This is a genomic window from Cellvibrio sp. QJXJ (assembly GCF_024452345.1).
Classification (GTDB): domain Bacteria; phylum Pseudomonadota; class Gammaproteobacteria; order Pseudomonadales; family Cellvibrionaceae; genus Cellvibrio.
This window is the reverse complement of record NZ_CP101662.1, coordinates 892,539-907,397: the sequence shown is the minus strand read 5'-3', so window position 1 is coordinate 907,397 and position 14,859 is coordinate 892,539. Positions and strand designations below refer to the sequence as shown.

The 14,859-nt window shown below is 44.9% G+C and carries 9 protein-coding genes; all 9 read left to right on the top strand.

Translation table 11 applies throughout. From position 1 onward, the window contains the following. Positions 1-13 precede the first annotated feature (13 nt). The 9 genes from NNX04_RS03895 to NNX04_RS03855 all read left to right on the top strand — a co-directional run bounded on the left by NNX04_RS03895 (position 14) and on the right by NNX04_RS03855 (position 14,851). Positions 14-766, top strand: coding sequence for a ribonuclease H family protein (locus NNX04_RS03895; RefSeq protein ID WP_261947580.1), 753 nt, complete (start codon positions 14-16; stop codon positions 764-766). Positions 767-827: 61 nt separating this feature from the next. Then, positions 828-1,400, top strand: a complete 573-nt coding sequence (locus NNX04_RS03890; protein ID WP_007641202.1) for a hypothetical protein — start codon at positions 828-830, stop codon at positions 1,398-1,400. A gap of 32 nt (positions 1,401-1,432) precedes the next feature. Then, positions 1,433-2,320, top strand: a complete 888-nt coding sequence (locus NNX04_RS03885; RefSeq protein ID WP_261947579.1) for a hypothetical protein — start codon at positions 1,433-1,435, stop codon at positions 2,318-2,320. 155 nt (positions 2,321-2,475) lie between these two features. Further along, positions 2,476-3,327, top strand: a complete 852-nt coding sequence (locus NNX04_RS03880; RefSeq protein ID WP_261947578.1) for a 3-keto-disaccharide hydrolase — start codon at positions 2,476-2,478, stop codon at positions 3,325-3,327. A gap of 188 nt (positions 3,328-3,515) precedes the next feature. Next, positions 3,516-5,690 (top strand): cellulase family glycosylhydrolase, encoded by a 2,175-nt coding sequence (locus tag NNX04_RS03875; protein ID WP_261947577.1) that lies wholly within the window; start codon positions 3,516-3,518, stop codon positions 5,688-5,690. 889 nt (positions 5,691-6,579) lie between these two features. Continuing rightward, complete coding sequence (locus NNX04_RS03870; RefSeq protein WP_261947576.1) at positions 6,580-9,876, top strand: TonB-dependent receptor; 3,297 nt, start codon at positions 6,580-6,582, stop codon at positions 9,874-9,876. Between the two features lie 62 nt (positions 9,877-9,938). Then, positions 9,939-11,450 (top strand): tryptophan halogenase family protein, encoded by a 1,512-nt coding sequence (locus tag NNX04_RS03865; protein WP_261947575.1) that lies wholly within the window; start codon positions 9,939-9,941, stop codon positions 11,448-11,450. A 12-nt stretch (positions 11,451-11,462) separates the two neighbouring features. Next, positions 11,463-12,920 (top strand): tryptophan 7-halogenase, encoded by a 1,458-nt coding sequence (locus tag NNX04_RS03860; RefSeq protein ID WP_261947574.1) that lies wholly within the window; start codon positions 11,463-11,465, stop codon positions 12,918-12,920. A gap of 29 nt (positions 12,921-12,949) precedes the next feature. After that, positions 12,950-14,851, top strand: a complete 1,902-nt coding sequence (locus NNX04_RS03855) for a glycoside hydrolase family 97 protein (protein ID WP_261947573.1) — start codon at positions 12,950-12,952, stop codon at positions 14,849-14,851. The last annotated feature ends 8 nt before the right edge of the window (positions 14,852-14,859 follow it).

The window sequence follows — 14,859 nt, the reverse complement described above, 5'->3', positions numbered from 1 at the left end:
TAAAGAGAGTGTAATGGCTTCAAAATTTTATGTGGTATGGGCTGGGCGCGAGACGGGGATTTTTACGGATTGGGCTACGTGTAAAAAGCATATCGATGGTTTTACTGGTGCGCGGTATAAATCATTTTTAACCCGTGAAGAAGCCGAAGCTGCTTTTGGTGGTGCAAAACCCACGGCGGGAACGGGTGGGCGTGCGGCAACTGCTGCGAAGATCAAAACCTATAATGCGGCAGAAGTAAATGCCTTGCCGGTGGATGTGAAAATTTTTACCGACGGTGGTTGTGAACCAAACCCCGGTGAAGCGGGTTCGGGTTTGGCGTTGTATCGCGATAATAAAGTCGCTGAGCTTTGGTATGGCTTGTATGACCCGAACGGTACCAATAACACCGCCGAATTAAATGCATTACACCAAGGTTTGCTACTGGCGAAAGAGGAAATCGCCAAGGGCAAAACGGCGGCGGTTTTTTCTGACTCGCAGTATTCCATTCAGTGTGTTGTGCAATGGGCCGTAGGTTGGGAAAAAGCGGGCTGGAAAAAGAAGGGTGGGGAGATTAAAAACCTGGAGTTGATTAAAGAGATTTATTCCCTACACCAAACCCTGAAAGACAAAGTGCAAGTACTGCATGTGAATGGTCACGTAGGTGTACAGGGCAATGAACTCGCCGATCGCATGTCGATCCTTGCCATTCAATCCCGCGAAACTGATTTTGCCTTGTACCGCGAACCGCTGGATATTGCGGCGATTCTGGCGACGCGTGCGGGGTAATTACTGAACAGTAATTGGGGGCAATTACGGCCTCCAACAGTTTTAATACAAGGAAACAATAATGAAATTAGGTACATGCCCTTGTTGCGGCTCACGCGATTTACAAAAAGTACAAGGGGAAGAATTTGTTTGTCAGGCATGTAAAGCGCCATTGCGTTTTACTTGGAGCGCTGCTCACGGTATTGGTATTGTATTACCACTCACTTTGCCCAATTTGATGCAACAGTTTCCAGAGTTTATTCGCTATGGTGTTCCCGCCGTATTATTGGCGGTGTTATTGGTTTTGTATTTTAAGTATCGCCGCTTTCATTTAGATGAAATCCGCCTTAATGAATTGCTATTGGAATTGCAGCATGACCTACAGTTGGCTGGTAAATTTAGCGCAAGAAAAACTGGTGTGCTTGATTTTATCCAACAAATGAATGGACTAAAAAATACTTACGGTAAAGTGCCAGCAATACAAACGTTATTGCGGGAGCACTTTAATCGGGTTGGTGGCTTTAATATTGAGGAGCAGAGCAGGGCTTTTTCCGGGCTTTATCCTGATATCGATCTAAACCAATTTTCGCAACAACAAATATCTTTTGCTCAAGCAGAAATAGAGCGTTTGCGAGCCTATAGCGTAAAGGCGTGAGCTATTGATATCCACTGTAGATAAAAATAACAATGAACCTGAAAGCCCTGCTAAAAAATAATCACGCACACATGGCGTTAATCATCGGTAACGGTATTAATCGTTACAACAGCGATGCAGGGCTTAGCTCTTGGGATGCGATGCTGCTGGAGCTGTGGGAACGGCATACACACGACGAACCTAAAGATATCCCGCTGGGCATTTCCCTCACCGAATTTTATGACGCGCTGGATTTAAGCAGCAATGCGGTGAGTAAAAATCTGCAAAAAGAATTTTGTTGTTTTCTGGATGGCTGGCAAGCAAAAGAACATCACCTTCGCCTGATGCACTGGGCCCAACAATACGCGGTGCCGGTGTTAACCACGAATTTTGATGAAACCCTCTCTGATTGTGCCGGCCTTCAATTGCACCACACCGATGGTGTCCGCTTTACCGATTTTTATCCCTGGTCGAGTTACTTTGCAGCGCAAGCGATTAATGACCCTGCACAAGAATTTGCGATTTGGCACATCAACGGTATTAAGCGTTACTCGCGCAGTATTCGTTTGGGCCTCAGCCATTACATGGGTTCTGTTGAGCGCGCACGCGCTTTAATTCATAAGGGCGGCGATAAGCGGTTGTACTCCGAAAAACACCAAGGCCAATGGAACGGCTGCAACACCTGGCTGCAGTGTATTTTTAATAATGATCTGGTGTTTGTTGGCCTGGGGTTGGATACCTCGGAAATTTTTCTGCGCTGGCTGCTGATCGAGCGGGCCAAATACTTCAAAACCTATCCCACGCGGCGCCGCGCCGCTTATTACCTGCACGCCGGGCGGGATTTGTCGCAAGGGCAGGTGATCTTCCTCAAAAGCGTTGGCTGCGACATTGTAAAACTGCCCAGTTACGATCAGCTCTATGGCGATGCCTGGCTTGTGTAGCGGGCTTGCGTGTTGGATTTGTATAGCTGGTCTCTGTGGTTAGTTTGGTTTTGTAAATCTCCTGCCATTTATCCGATAATTGGTTTAGATTTCTGCTCTCAGTGTTAATAAGCATATTAATAACAATATCCATCACAGCAGAAAGAGAGCTATTTATGACAATCCAAGGATTCAAACAACACCTGCTGGCAGCTATGTTGCTGTGTGCAGTGGCAAGCTCGGTACAAGCCGCCCCCGCAAAAACCGCCGTAAATGACCCGGACAAAGAAGAATGGATTGAGATGTTCAACGGTAAGGATTTAAGTAACTGGAGCGTGAAAATCAGTGGCTTTGAGTTGAACGACAATGCGTTTAATACCTTTCGCGTCGAAGACGGCATTATGAAAATGCGCTATGACCAGTACAAAGAATTCAATAATCACTTCGGTCATATTTTTTACAACGGCGGCCCATACTCCCATTACCGTATGAAAGTGGAGTACCGTTTTGTGGGTGATCAGGTTAAAAATGGCCCGGCATGGGCGTACCGCAACAACGGCATCATGTATCACACGCAAGACCCCAAAACTATGGGCGTTAAGCAGGATTTCCCCGGCAGCATGGAATACCAATTGTTGGGTGGCGATGGCGTAAACCCGCGCACTACCGGCAACCTGTGTACCCCCGGTACCCATGTGGTTTACAACGGCAAATTTACCGAAGATCACATCATCAACTCCAATAGCGACACCTTCCACGGTGAGCAATGGGTAACTGCCGAGTTGGTAGTTCACGGCAGCGAAAAAGCCGAACACTTTATTAACGGCAAAAAAGTATTGGAATACACCGGTTTGCAATGGGACGACCGCACACCCAACAGCGGTGGTTACATCGCCCTGCAAGCAGAGAGTCACCCTACAGATTTTCGCCGCGTAAGCTTGTTGAATTTGGAAGGTTGTATGGATAAGACCGCGAAGAATTTCAAAAGCTATTTTGTGAAGAATAAACAGGAAGCGTGTGTTTATTAATCGGGGGCAGCATCGCCCCCTTGTCAAACTACCACTAACGTTAAAAAAACTTCCACTTTTTGTTTTTTGGTAACCTTTTTCCGAAAAGCGATATCAGTATTACCAGGGGTTTCAATAGGCTGCGATCAACCGTACTTGCTGTACGGTTGATCGCACATCTATTAATAATAAGTATTGAGATCCCTGTTATGAAAACAATAAATGCATTGTTAGTGCTAAGTATTGCCTCGCTGCTTTCTGCTTGTGGCGGTTCAGGATCAGGCTCGGGTGCCAGTTCGAGTAGTGTCTCGTCAATGGTTGAGTCGGTATCCAGTCAGTCGAGCGCAGTTAGTGTTGATGCTTCATCGGTCGACGCCAGTTCGTCTAGTCTTGCCTCTTCAGTCGCTGATGTCAGTTCATCGAGCCTTGCTATTTCATCGGTTGATATGAGCTCATCCAGCCTCGCTGTGTCATCGGTTGCTATGAGTTCGTCATCCGTTATTGTCATTTCGTCGGCGGATGCAAGTTCATCAAGCCTTGCAACTTCCTCGATTGTGGCAAGCTCTTCCAGCATTGCTGTTTCATCTTCATCGATTGAAGCAAGTTCATCCAGTCTTACAAGTTCTTCTTTAATCGCAAGCTCCTCTAGTCTTGCCGCTTCATCGGCCAGCGCTGCGCTTTACCCCAGTTACAACACTAATCCCATTGCTCCTGATATGACGGGCATGGAAAGTGATGCGGTACAGTTGGCTGCCAAAATGAAGCTGGGTATTAATGTTGGAAACCAAATGGAAGCAACGAATTGCCCGCAGCTGGAATTGACACAGAGAGAGACTTGCTGGGGCCACCCGAAGGTTTCTGAGGCTTATATTCAATTGGTCAAGGACAGGGGTTTTGACGCGATTCGGCTCCCCGTATCCTGGGATCAGTACGCTGATCAAACTACTGGAAAAATCAGTGATTTTTGGCTTAATCGCGTGAAAGAAGTGGTGCAGTATGCGGTGGATAATGGGCTCTACGTAATGGTTAACATCCATTGGGATGGTGGCTGGTTGGAGAGAAGTTTTCACGAAGCCGCTGAATCTGAAACCAAGAAAGAAGCGGTAAAAGCCAAACAAAAAGCTTATTGGGAACAAATTGCCACACATCTGCGCGAATTCGATGAACATGTCATGTTTGCGAGCGCCAACGAGCCTGATACATCTAATGACAACGAGTCAGCCTCTGTGATTGCATCAAGAGTTGCTGTTCTTGATGAGTATCACCAAACATTTGTCGATGCGGTTCGTTCCACCGGCGGTAAAAACGCTTATCGCGTGTTGATAATCCAAGCCCCAAAAACCGACATTGATCTGGCTACCAATAATTGGTTTGTTATGCCATCCGACACTGCAACGGGTCGCCAAATGGCTGAGGTGCATTTTTACCCATTTAGTTTTACCAACCAGGACGCAGATATAGTGGCTGACTGGGGAACCTTACAGTTTTTTTGTTACTGGGGTGAAGGCAACCATTCGGAAACGGATACTTTTCGCAACTCGACTCGCGAGGAAGAGGGGTTTGTTGATGCGAAATTTGCCCAAATGAAAACAAAATTTGCGGACCAAGGCATCCCCGTTGTGTTAGGAGAGTTCGCTGCAAGGCCGCGCTCTGAGGAAGCTTGCTCTGACTATCCCAAGCATCTCGCGTCGCGCGCTTATTACGCTCAATATGTCACCCAAGCGTCAATTGAAAATGGCATGCTGCCATTCTTTTGGGATACAGGCGAGGTGTTTGAGCGCGGTACTCCGGCTGTCAATAATCAACAAGTGCTTGATGGGCTATTAATAGGCTCTGGTAAATTGAACGGTAGTTCATCGAGTAGTCAGTCCAGTTCAGCGAACAGCTCCAGTTCGTCAACAGAAGTCTCCAGCACCTCTAGCAGCTCATCATCCAGTGCGAGCAATAGTATTGTCTTGGATACCAGTCCGAGCAATTGGAGTGTGAGCAATGGTGTAGTTAAAAATGACTCTGCCACTCATATTCAATTCACATTAAGTGCAAGCGGCCAAGCTGCTGAGATCGGGCTTGGTGCGCCAATAAATATGAATGGCTCGACAGTTGAAGTAGTGTTGAATTTTGATCAAGTGTTTGTGACTGACCGCAATAACGGAAATACTCAATTTTTCCAATTTTTTGCTTTAGATGGCGATTGGGATGATGTTGGCGGGCAGCAATGGGTATGCATGCAACAATCTACTCCTATAATTGCAGATCAAGATCAAACATTTACCTGTTCGGGAGCGTTTAATGATGTAGCAGATGCAGCAGTTTTCGGGTTTCAATTCTTCGCAACGGCAGGAACAGTTACCATTAAAAGTGCCACTATTACCTTGGCAAAATAATTAGCATTTCCTAAAGGCCGACTTCATGTATGAAGTCGGCCTTTTTCTTTGGGGTTGCATAATAAAACTGGCATGCTAATTCTGTGAACTCACCTACACCGTGCATCTCACGCCCAATTCCATAAGTATGGAACCCAGCGTGCACCGGCTTCAGGTGTTTTGCCTTTCTTGTGGAGCAGAGCTATGACCCTTTCCAATTGTTTAATCGCAGCCCACCGGCAATCACAAAACCACAATTGGTAGAAGCTTTATTGATTGGGGTTGGAAAAGCCGTTGTAACAGGCCCGCTTTATAAACAAAGCGGGCCTTTTTCTTTTGAACAGATTACTTTGGAGCTAAATCAATTGTTGAGTTGATGGGGTTATCGAGAAATCCAGTTATTAATCAAGCGATGCCTAATGCGCGGTTAAGGGTAGGGTCTATGCAGCTTGCTGGAAAATGATGAGGTATGGAATCTCCAACCAAAATCGCTTATCACGATAACAATATTTTTTATTTTTATAACAATAAATTAAAAAATGGATTAAATAGACAATTTTCCGCATTCTCTGTACGAGATGAATTTGGTCGGATTTTCAACCTCTGCTGTTTATTTGTAACTTTTATTCTCACAAGTTTGTGTTGAAAGTGAAGAACCGACTGAAAAAATAGCAAATTTTGAAATTTTTATTCATATATTTGAAATTAAAAAAAATTTAAGAAAACACGCTATTCAGGATTTATATAAAACCCGCCTAATTGTGTAGAAGGGCAAAAGAAGTTTTAAGCGCCCTTTGGTTTCCCAGGTATGGCAAAAACCTTCTGCAAGGTCGAGAACCTTGCTTGAGGTCTTGCCCTGGACTTGGAGAGCGACACAACCATATAAACATAAATTAGGTGGTATTTAGAGATGTCGAATAACAATAGTTATAACTATGGTCGGTTCAAGAAAACACTACTTGCAGCAAGTATTATGGCGATTGGTTCTGCGGCTTATGCGGCTGACGATTCCAAAACTACGGGCGCCAAAGATGATGATATTGAGGAGATCGTTGTTTCTGGTATTCGCCGGAATATTGAATCTGCCCAGGAGTTAAAGAGAAATGCTAATACTGTAATCGATTCCATTACAGCAGATGAGTTGGGAGACTTCCCGGATAAATCGGTTGCCGAAGCCTTGATGCGTGTTCCTGGTGTAATGATTGAGCGCTTTGCTACGCGAACAGATACAGGCGCATTCTCCGTGGAGCCATCTGGCGTCATCATCCGCGGTCTACCATTTGTGCGCAGTGAATTTAATGGGCGCGATACTTTTAGTGCAGATTCAAGTCGCGGTTTGAGTTGGGGTGATGTATCCCCGGAGCTTATGGGTGGTGTGGATATTTATAAAAACCAAACCGCGGAACTGATCGAAGGTGGTATTTCTGGTCTTGTAAATCTCAAAACCCGCCTGCCTTTTGATAGCGATAGCAGCGTAAATGTTGTCACCTTAGGCGCTAACTACAGTGACTTGTCAAAATCCAGCACCCCGGAGCTTTCAGGTATACATACCAGTCGTTTTGATACAGACGTCGGTGAATTTGGTGTGATGGCTAACTTTGCCTATTCCGATGTGGATGCTACATCGCAAAGCTCCAGAATGGCTCGCGTCAACCGCTTCCGGGATGTCTACGCTGAAGACTCGCTTTATTTTATTCCCCAAGGTGTTTCCTTTGGCGATAGCCAATACAGCCGTGAGCGCAATGGCGCCGCCTTAGCTTTCCAGTGGCAGGATAACGAAGGCCGTTACCTCGCAACGCTACAATACAACCGCTCCCAATATGAGAATACATCTGAAGGGCGTGGTATCGGCGTGGGTTGGGCTGGTCTTGGTGGCGGCGACAGCTTGTTCCTCGAGATTAAAGAGGGTGGCACTGGTTCTGGTGCAATTATTCGACCTGCTCCGGGTACTGACGCATTTACTTTTGCTGAAGATGGTTTGTTTTCCCACGGCACTGTTGTGCAAAACCACGGTTGGTGGGGCGCTAACAATAATGATTCAAAACTGGTTGCGGCCAATGCAAACGGTGAAGCCTTGGTTGAGACTTGCGCTAGTCTGGATTCATGGGCTGGTTGTGGTGAAGGCGCAGTTGTAACGGATTTTATTGGTGGCAACCTCAGCACCAATGCGGATGTGAGCGATTCCAAAAGTGTTACCGAAGATATTAGTTTGAATTTTAAATGGAATGTGACTGATAAATTCCGTGCAAATTTTGATGTGCAGCATGTAAATTCTGATTTGGATGAGTATCGAGTCAATACAGGTTTCAACACGTGGGCAAATCCAGAAGTTGACTTGCGTCATGACCTCAACAGGGTCGTTTTGAACGCGCCTACCAACGTTAACCTTCTGGACGCTGGGCAAGGCATATTTGCCAATCCTAATAGTTATTATCCCACCAGTGTGCTGGAGTTCCTTGGCGATAATAACGGTGAAGAATTTGCCACAAAAGTAGATTTAATTTACGACGTAGATTCCGGTTTTGTTGAGCGTATTAAAACTGGTGTGCGATACGCTGATCGTGATCAACAAGTGAATCAGGCCGGTAACTGGCAAGCTATGTCCACCTCCTGGAATCAGAATGCAGGCTGGTTCAACATCGACAGCCCAGCACATACTGGAATTTATGACGGCGAGGAATACACTTTTAACGGATACAAAGATGCTTTTGTTGTGGATACCTGGAAGTCTAACTACGGCAGTATAAGCATTGCTGATGGTGGTAACTTTTTTGTATTTCCTAACACCAGCACTATGCGCGATTGGAAATACACTAACAGCGCTATGGCGACTGGCCAACCGGTTAATGGTTTTTATCCAATCTGTTCTAATTTGGGTGGTCGCTTAACAGAAGTAGAGGGGACTTGTTTCCGTCCGAACGAGTCACTAAACGTATCGGAAGAGACTGAAGCATTTTATGTTCAGATCGATTTTGGTGGAAATGACCTCACACTGTTTGATCGCCCTGTAAGTGGCAACATTGGTGCTCGTTATGTTAAAACTGAAATCGCAAGTGCGGGTGGAGAGCAATTCCCTGAGTACGATCTTGAAAGCCGTCCATGTGAAGAGACTACTCCAACCGATCCAGACGCTCCAGAAACCCGTCCCCCGGTTCCATTTACGGTTACCTGTTATTTAGGCGCTGATGAGATTGCGTTTATGAACAATGGCGGTAACTTGGGAACCTCCAAAGCAACGCATCACAATGTGTTGCCGAGCTTTAACATCAAATACGATGTGACCGATAATTTTGTTACACGCTTTGCTCTTTCACGAGCTATGTCTCGACCAGATATTGGTAGCTTGAGAAATTACATTACCGTTAGTTCGAATTTACCCAGCGTGGATGACGAAACAGGATCTTTGTGGGTTAAGGACGCTAGTGGAGAAATTGTGGGTGCCAATGTCGCCTACACCGCAAGTGCTGCCAATCCCTATTTGAAACCGACTATTGCTGATCAGGCAGACATCAGTTTCGAATACTATTCAGGGCCTAACAGTATTTCTTTGGCTTTGTATAAAAAGTCATTTGACGATTACATCCAGACGGGAACCTATTTCCGCAAAATGACTAATAACGGCGTCACGAAAGATGTTGTAGTTACTGGTCCAATTAATGGCGATGGTGCAGAGGTTCAAGGGTTTGAAGTTCAAGGAACGCATTTGTTCCACTATTTGCCAGGTTTCTGGAGTGGCTTTGGTATTCAGGCGAACTACACCTATGTTGAAAATAAGGGCATCGAGAATACCGGTGTAAATAGTTCCTCTGAAAATGGTTCGAGCGGCTCCAGTGGTGCATCTGATCGTGTGCAAGTCGATCAGTTAGAAGGCATGTCTAAAGATGCTTATAACCTCGGTGTTTTCTATGAGCGTAATAAGTTTTCTGCTCGTTTATCCTATAACTGGCGCGCTGAATATCTCGTCACCGTTCAGGATTGTTGTATAGGCACACCTGTTTGGCAGGATGATTACGGCCAACTGGATGCTTCATTGCGTTATCGCATCAATGATATGTTTGAGCTGAGTTTATCCGGTAGTAACTTGACGGATCAAAAAGCAGTACTGACACAACAAATGGAAAATAGCGAAGATGGTGGAAAGCGTTTGAAATATTCCATCAATCAAAGTGATATTCGCTATACCCTGGGTCTCCGGGCGCAATTCTAGGTTAGTTGTCCATGGAGCTACCGTTTGTAACGGTAGCTCCAGTTTTTTCTGGAGCACGAGCGATGCAACAACCTTTTAGAATAATAATTGTGGGCGGCGGTACAGCAGGCTGGATGACAGCGGCTGCTATTTCCTCAGTTTATAAAGATCGATCACGTTTTCAAATAACACTGGTTGAGTCGGAAGAGATTGGCAGTATTGGTGTAGGCGAGGCTACTTTGCCCTCTATAAAAAGCTTCAATGACCAGCTAGGTATTAATGAAGTTGAAATGATGAGGCGCACCCAGGCGACCTTTAAGCTCGGTATTCAATTTAATGATTGGGGCAGGTTAGGGGCTAGTTATATTCACCCATTTGGTTTGTATGGCAGCTTGAAAAACTCTTCGGATTTTTACCAGTATTGGTCTCATGTGGCTTCAAAAAAAACCATCCCCGATATATCAAAGTATTCCTTTGCTGTGCAATTGTGCGAGCGCAACCAGTTTACATTTCCTTCCAAAGATTCGGGCCAGATTGAAAGTACTTTTTCTTATGCTTACCATTTTGATGCCGCGCTCTACGCTGCCTATTTGCGCGAGATAAGTGAACGCGCTGGTGTATTGCGTGTGAATGGCATAGTTGAAGCAATTAACAATGACCCTGATACAGGCAACATTACTGCTGTTTTTCTTCGTGATGGAAAAACGTTGAGTGGCGACTTTTTTATCGATTGCTCGGGTTTTCGCTCCCTGTTATTACATAAAAATCTACAATCCGAATTTGAAGATTGGTCTCATTGGCTCTTGTGCGACAGAGCAGTCGCTATGCAGTCTGAGCAGCCAAAAGACATTCCTCCTTACACTATGTCAACTGCAAAAGAAGCTGGCTGGCAGTGGCGAATCCCTCTACAGCACAGAGCTGGTAATGGTTATGTATATTGTAGCAATCTAATCAGCGATGATCAGGCCCATGATTCTTTGCTTAAAGGGCTTGCTGGAAAACCCTTGACCGATCCTAGATTTATTAAATTCAAAGCGGGGCGGTATAAAAAATCCTGGCAAAAAAATTGTGTTGCTATTGGTTTATCAAGTGGCTTTCTAGAGCCGCTAGAGTCAACCAGTATTTATCTAATACATATAGCGATTATTTGTTTATTGCGTGTCTTTTCCTTCCAGTCAAATAAAAACCTATCTATCTTATCCGATGAATATAATCGGTTGATTGATAATGAGTACGAGCGGATACGGGATTTTCTTATTCTGCATTACCGTTTAAATGATCGCACTGATTCAGAATTGTGGCGGCATTGTCGATCTATGAAAGTGCCAGACAGCCTTATGCAAAAAATGGATTTATTCAAGCGTCGCGGTTATTCAGAAAGCTTCAAGTATGGCTTATTCAGTACGCCCAGTTGGCTCGCTGTTTTTCACGGTCAAGGACTTTTCCAGCAGGGCGTTGATCCGTTTATCTCATCTATTCCAACAGAAAAGATCGAGCCGATACTCGCAGAGGTTAGCGGTATGATTGATAAAGGGCTGCAGGCTGCTTCAACTCATGAGCATTTCATCAAACAGTACTGTAACGCCGCCACATGACGGGTAATTTTTATGAACGATGGAATTAAAAAAATTGTAATCGTTGGGCGGGACTTGGATGCGTGGATAACAGCCTTTTTCCTTAAGTATGTACTCGATAAGTCCAGAGACTCATACGAAGTTACTTTAGTGGAGCTAGGGACGCTGTTAACAGAGCATGACATTTTTGCAGTTCTCCCTAGCTACAAAATGTTACACAAAACGCTAGGCGCTAATGAAGATAAATTACGCCAAACCGCAAAAGCTCGCCCTTTTTTTGGTCAGAGATTTACGGGTTGGAACCCGGAATTGCCAGAATTTTTCCATGCCTACGATCGACTGGGTATAAATTTTAATGGTGTAGATTTCTTTCAGTATTGGATGAAAGCTGTTAACAATGGGCTGAAACTTCCTTTGGAGGATTTTTCTCTGGGGGTTGCGGCTGCCAAGCATGGCCGCTTTGTGGCTAGCACTGGGCAGGCCGACTTCTCTCATCTAGCGTATGGCTACCACCTAAGCGCTATTGAATATGTCAATGCAATCGCCCGGGCGGCGATGGAAGTAGGGGTAAAACGAGAGAATGGAAATATCATAACGATTAATAGAAACAATGATGTGATTGATTCTTTAAGCTTGGATGACGGAATGGTTCTTAAGGCTGATTTTTTTATTGATGCATCAGGTGCGGACGCATTATTGATAAATTCGTTAACGGATAATAATTTTGAAAGTTGGGAACATTGGTTCCTGTGTGATCGAATCATTACTGCATCCAGCGCTCCTTTATCTCCTGCTCCAGCATTTAGTCAGGTCACTGCGTTTTCAAGTGGCTGGTGTGGTCTATATCCGTTAAACAACAGAACGGCCATTCAAACACTCTATTCTTCCCGTCATACAGATTTTTCCGGTGTTGTGGCAGAAATGAAAATGCGTGTAGGTGTGGATATTTCACAGGGAGTCGAGCGACCTATTAAATGCGGCATGCTAAGCCGACCATGGATTGGGAACTGTTTAGCTGTGGGAACTGCTGCAGCAAGTATGGAACCTTTGGATGCACTGCAAGAGCACTCGTTAGTTATAAGTATGGTTATGCTCAAACAGCTATTTCCAAACAGTAACGAATATCAAAATGAAAGGGATGTTTATAACAAAAAAATGCATTCTTTTATAGAGAACTTGAGGGATTTTCAGATTGTTCATTATGCGCTTAATTCCAGGGATGAGTTGTTTTGGACTGCCTGTAAAAACCTTAAATTACCTCATATTTTAAAAGAAAAGATTGATATTTTTAAGTGTTGTGGTTACGCGTCGGTCCGCGAGGATGAAACATTTCAAGAGGAGAATTGGATAAGTGTTTTCAATGGTCATGGGTTAGCTCCCGAGTTTTACAGCCCTTTGGTGGATAATATGAGTGATGATGAAATGATACAAAACTTTCAAAAAATCTTGAGGATGATTAAAGAACGAATTAATTCTTCGCCGTTAGTGTAAACCCGAAATTTACTTTTATGTGAGAAGAAATGATGTTGAAAAAATTATTATTGTTGGTGATATCTACAATTCCTATGTTGGCTTTTGCCGATACCTATAACCTAAGCTCACCTAATGGCAGGATTTCCGTTGCTCTTGAAAATGGCGAAAAAGGGTTAAGCTACAGCGTTAAAGTCGATAATAAGTCCATTATTGAAGATTCTGCCCTTGGGCTGATAATTGATGATGCCCCACTGGGCGGTGCCAAAATGAATTTCCTGGGAGAGACGCGAGGTGAAGCTCGTGACTCGTTTGAATTGTTTGCCGGGCGCGCCAAACAAGTGAAGGATTTCTATAATTCTGGTCTGTTTCAATTTGCTTCTGCGAGCGAGAAAAAATTGAAATTGAATCTGGCTGTAAGGATTTATGACGAGGGCGTTGCTATTCGTTACATACTGCCGAATCAAGCGGGTTTAAAAACATTCACCATCCAAAATGAACTCACTCGTTTTTCATTTGCTGCCGATTACACCTGTTACGGTTTAAATCTGGGTAAGTTTGCAAATAGTCACGAAGGTGAGTTTGATCCAATAAAGTCATCATTTATTCGTGAACACAACCTTTACGATAATCCGTTGGTGTGTAAAACGGGAATAGGGCAAGGCGTTTTTGCGCTGGCGGAATCTGATGTGCGTGATTATCCCGGCAGTTGGTTTATGGGCCGCGGTGACGGCGGTTGGGGAGTTGATATCAAACTGACGCCGCGTTTTGATTCCCGTCCAGATGGACTTGAAAAAGCGGCAGTGCGCGCGACTATGTCTGCTGCTGGTGTGCAGTCACCCTGGCGGGTAATTATGCTTGGCGATACGCCCGGCAGTTTGACTGAATCTTCCTTAATTGCTGCGCTTGGCGCTCCTTCCGAAGTAAAAGACACCAGTTGGATCAAGCCAGGCAAGGTAGCCTGGGATTGGTGGAACGATAATCAGGTGGTGCTTGAAGGTACAGATGTCAAACCGGGAATGAATACCGAAACTTATAAGGCCTATATCGATTTTGCGGCAACTCTCGGGCTTGAATACATTCTTATCGATTCCGGGTGGCATGAAGGCGCCGCTTGGACCAGCTCTCCCGGTGCAGACTTGATAAAACCCATTCCAGCGATGGATATGCCCGAGATTTTTCGTTATGCCAAAAGTAAAAATGTTGGCGTTTGGCTGTGGGTTCAATGGCAGCAATTGGATTGGCAAATGGAAGAGGCGCTAAGCACTTACAACAAATGGGGTGTGAAAGGCATTAAAGTGGATTTTATGGATCGTTCAGATCAGGAAATGGTTGCCTATTACCATAAGCTGCTACAAATGACGGCCAAGTACAAAATTATGGTTAATTTACACGGTGCCTATCCACCCAATGGATTGGTTAGAACCTATCCTCACTTTTTAACGCAGGAAGGTGTAATGGGCGCGGAATACAACAAGTGGAGCGCGCGCGTGACAGCGACACACAACGTTACACTTCCATTTACTCGAATGATCCTTGGGCCAATTGATTACACGCCGGGCGGATTCCGCCACACCACACCGGAGGAGTTTCCAGCGCTTCGTCGCAATACTTTGCCTTACGTAAAAACAACACGTGGACATGGCTTGGCAATGTTTGTTGTTTATGACAGCCCGTTACAAATGTTGGCAGATTCGCCAATTACCTATAGCAAGACGGATGGCAAATGGCCGCAACCTGAAAACGAGTGGGCTGATGGTTTGGAATTCATAAAGGATGTACCCGTAACTTGGGATGAAACCAAAATTATTCAGGGGGATATTGGGCAATACATTATTTCTGCTCGTCGGAAAGGAAGTGATTGGTATATAGGTGCCATGACTAACGAGATGGAGCGCAATGTGAAAGTGCCGCTGGACTTTCTGGGGGAAGGACTGTTGATTTGCGTTTAAAACTGACC